This is a genomic window from Micromonospora qiuiae, assembly GCF_016863555.1.
Classification (GTDB): Bacteria; Actinomycetota; Actinomycetes; order Mycobacteriales; family Micromonosporaceae; genus Micromonospora; species Micromonospora qiuiae.
This window is the reverse complement of record NZ_BOPC01000121.1, coordinates 1-3,697: the sequence shown is the minus strand read 5'-3', so window position 1 is coordinate 3,697 and position 3,697 is coordinate 1. Positions and strand designations below refer to the sequence as shown.

Sequence of the window (3,697 nt, the reverse complement as noted above, 5' to 3'; positions counted from 1 at the left end):
GAACCACGAGTTGCGGCATCCAGCGCGACGATGCCGGATAAGAACGCCTCAGGGACAGCGATCGCCACCATGCACGCTCGCGCGTCTTTTCGCGTACCAGCAGCTCGGCGGTGAATGTGACACTCATGGCGGCGCAGGGCCCCAACGAAGTTGATCTGTGAGAGGAACTTCATACCCGGGTTCTACGTCTTTCCCTTGCACCGCAACAGGTTCGGGCGTTTCCACCGACCGCCGAAGCAGCTACCCGCCCCACTCACACCGTTACGCGGAAAGGCTCAGTGTCCGCTCAGTTCTCGGTCCGGTAAGCAGATCCGCGCCGGTGTGCAAGGTCCGGCGCGCGGAGTAGAGCGGGTCGCCCCTACGGCCGCGATGTCCGTGGATGGCCTGCTGGACCCAGCGACGGCACCGGTCGAGGGCGTCGCCGGCCAGGAAGGCGCCGTGGAAGGGATCCATCACCGCCACGGCGTCGGGCAACTCCTCGGCGGTGGCGGTCTTGAAGCCAGCGAACCTGTCCATCGCGACCACCTCCACCGCGTCGCGCCACGCTCCGGGCCGATCGGCGAGCCAGGTCTTGAACGTCTGCTTGGAACGGCCCTCGACCATGTCGAGCAGCCGGGCCGGGCCGGTGCCTTCCCGGATGCCGATCAGGTCGACGATCACGATGCGTACTTGTCGCCGCGGCGGGTGTGGCACCACACATGCTCATCGACACCGATGACCAACACGTTGTCAAACCGGCCGACGTCGTCGATCAGCACCCGCTTGCCCTCGGCCAGCACGGCGTCGTTAGCGGTGTTCCATGCAACTCCGAGACCTTCGGCGACCCGGGCGACGGTCAGGTGCTGGACCACGATGGCTTCCAGCGCCCACCGCAGCCCACGATGCAACAATTTGGCCCGAGGCTCGGCAGCCAGGGTGGTGTCTTGCCGCCACACGTGCCCGCAGTTGCACCGGTAGCGGCGCACGACCACCTCCAGCGACGTGGGGCACCATCCGAGCGGCTCGTGCGCCAGTCGCCGGGCCACGGTGTCCCGCGGCGCCCACTCACAGCCGCAGCGGCGGCACCACTGGTCAGGGTCGACGACCCGGCACGCCACCACAGACGATCCGGTTCGAGCCGCTGCCCGACAGCTTCGAGGCCGAGTTCGTCGAGCTGGCAGAACGTGGTCAGGGCAGGGCAGGCGAAGCCCGCACCAGGGGTAACGCCAGGCACGCCGAGGTCTTCCGGATGGACAGCGAGGAGGTGGCTAGGTCGCATTCATGGAGAGGTTCGACGCTCCCGCGGGAAGCAGGCCCGTCGAGGATCGGCGGGATCCTTCGACGGGCCCGGTCGCCGAGGCTCAGCCCCAGGTCTGGCCGGCCGGTTCGTTGATGGTGCGGTTGATCCGGTTGAAGAAGTTGGTCAGTGCGATTTCCAGGTTGATCGCGCCGACCTGCTCCTCAGTGAAATGGGCGTTGACCTCTTCCCAGATCTCGTCGGTGACTCCCTGTGCACCGTCCTGCAGCCGGGTGGCGGCCTCGGCCAGCGCCAAAGCCGCGCGCTCCGCATTGGTGTAAAACGGCGCCTCACGCCACGCCGCTACGTTGTGCAGCCGCTCGTCGGAGTCACCGGCCTTCTTCCCGCCTGCGACACTGGCGTAGACGCACGCCGAGCAGCTGTTGATCTGGCTGACGCGCAGATGGACCAGCGCGAGCAGCTTCGGGTCGACGCCCCCAGCAGCAATCGCCTTGTGCAGGAGCCCGACCGCCTTCCACACGTCGAGGTTGTTGGTGTTCTTGTTCTTCAGCCGGTTCTGCATGGCAGGGTGCGCTCCTTGGTCGGGGTTACCTTGCGGGGCTGGTGCCCGTCACCCCTATGACGCAGCAGCTTCCAGGGAGGTAACACCATGTCCGGCACCCATCCCGCCGATCCGATCGCCGAGGCCTTCGAGGCGCACCGCGAGCGGCTCACAGCCGTCGCCTACCGCGTGCTCGGTTCGCACGCCGACGCGGAAGACGCGGTCCAAGAGGCGTGGCTGCGTCTGTCCCGCCAGGACACCGACGCCATCGACAATCTCGGCGGCTGGCTGACCACCGTGGTCTGCCGCATCAGCCTCGATTTCCTACGCTCGAGCCGCACGCGCCCGACAGTCCCACTCGACAATTGGCTGCCCGAACTCACCGTGACGCTCGACTATGGCTTGGCTCCGGAGGAGCTTGTGGCGCTGGGCGACTCGGTTGGCCTGGCGCTGTTGACGGTCCTGGACTCGCTGCGCCCCGACGAGCGCCTGGCGTTCGTGCTGCACGACGTGTTCGCCGTCCCCCACGGGGAGATCGGCACCATCCTCGGCAGATCCGCCGACGCGACCAAGATGCTCACCAGCCGTGCCCGCCGGAAGGTACAGGACGCCCGGCAGTCGGCAAGCGACCGACAGCGGCACCGCGAGGTGGTCGGGGCGTTCTTGGCCGCGGCCCGCGACGGCCAGTTCGAGCGCCTGCTGGAAGTTCTCCACCCTGAAGTGAAGCTCACCGTCCACACCCCGAACGGTCAGTTCGTCACGCTCGGAGCCACCGAAGTCGCCACCCGGGCCCGAGTGGCCGGCAGCGCAGCACGAGGACATGCGGCGACCGTCAACGGCCGCCCCGGCGTCATCTCCTGGAACGAGGACGGCACCCCACTGTCCCTGCTTACCTTCACCGTCGCCGACGACCGCATCACCGAGATCACCGCTTTGATCGACCCAGCCAAGCTCGCGCTCATCGACCTGCCAGACCCGGTGTGAACCGGCCATGCCCCGTGTCGGGCCCTACACCCTCAATTCTCGGCTACACGTGAGTGCGCCGACGCTGTTTCGAATTGGCGGTGTTCGCTCATTGCTATTGGGTGTGGGCGTAGCGGTGTTGTAGCCACTGGGTTGCGGCGGTTGCGAGGCGGAGCTTGTCCTCGGCGATGGCTTGCAGCCCGGTGGGCATCGTTGCCAGTGCGCCCGCCATCAGGAAGCCGGTATGCGCTGCGAGGATCGCATCGAAGGAATCTGGCGGGCAGTTCAGAGCCGGCAAGGCTGCATGAAGTTGCGGTTCGGGAGCGAGGATCGCGCGTACGTGCGTGGCGCTGCGCGGGCTCGCGCCGCCGGGGCCGCCGACGCAGAACTCGGTCAGCCGGCCGATCTCCCCGGTCAGCTGGTTCTCGCCGACCCGGTCCGCGTGCGCGCCGCATTCCCCGGCGATGGTCGCCAGCTCCACCAATGCGGCGACGTCGCGGCGGACCTACCAGCGCCGAACGCGATCAGCGTTCAGCGCCGTGTTCCGGGCGCGAGGGGCGTCCGCCCTCCGCTGCCGGCCTTGGCGAGGCCGTCCGGACACGTGAGCCGCCAGGGCAGTCATGACATGGGCGGCGTCGCGGCCGACGCCGCGCAGGGTGTTCGAGGCGAAGGATCGCTGGAACTCCAACCCGAGATAGACCAGCCCTGGATGGGTGGTGGAGATCCCGCCCACCTGCCGGGGCGCACCTTGGTCGAGGGCGCCCAAGGGCTTGAGGTAGGCCAGGTCGGGGCGGTAGCCGGTGGCGAAGATGACCGCGTGGACCGGCTCGGGCGCGCCATCGGCCCAAATGACGCCGTCAGGGGTGAAGGCGGTGAACATGTCCCGCCGGGAGAGCAGCCCGCAGGCGAGGGCGTCGCGGTAGACGCCGGTGTCGAGCACGGCCGCGTGTCGCACT

At 68.1% G+C, this 3,697-nt stretch carries 3 protein-coding genes and 2 pseudogenes; 1 reads left to right on the top strand and 4 read right to left on the bottom strand.

From position 1 onward, the window contains the following. Positions 1–264: 264 nt before the first annotated feature. Both Vqi01_RS28715 and Vqi01_RS28710 read right to left on the bottom strand, forming a co-directional pair. Positions 265–1,213: pseudogene (locus Vqi01_RS28715) on the bottom strand (ISL3 family transposase); the annotation flags it as partial. A gap of 127 nt (positions 1,214–1,340) precedes the next feature. After that, the gene (locus Vqi01_RS28710) at positions 1,341–1,799 is read right to left on the bottom strand and encodes a carboxymuconolactone decarboxylase family protein (RefSeq protein ID WP_204038276.1); all 459 of its coding nucleotides are present in this window, start codon (positions 1,797–1,799) and stop codon (positions 1,341–1,343) included. 87 nt (positions 1,800–1,886) lie between these two features. Between Vqi01_RS28710 and Vqi01_RS28705 the strand changes: the two genes are divergently transcribed. After that, positions 1,887–2,762, top strand: a complete 876-nt coding sequence (locus tag Vqi01_RS28705; RefSeq protein ID WP_204038275.1) for a sigma-70 family RNA polymerase sigma factor — start codon at positions 1,887–1,889, stop codon at positions 2,760–2,762. A 94-nt stretch (positions 2,763–2,856) separates the two neighbouring features. Here Vqi01_RS28705 and Vqi01_RS28700 read toward each other — a convergent pair whose 3' ends face one another. After that, complete coding sequence (locus Vqi01_RS28700; protein WP_204038274.1) at positions 2,857–3,225, bottom strand: hypothetical protein; 369 nt, start codon at positions 3,223–3,225, stop codon at positions 2,857–2,859. Between the two features lie 21 nt (positions 3,226–3,246). Continuing rightward, positions 3,247–3,697 (bottom strand): annotated as a pseudogene (locus Vqi01_RS28695) (hypothetical protein); the annotation flags it as partial.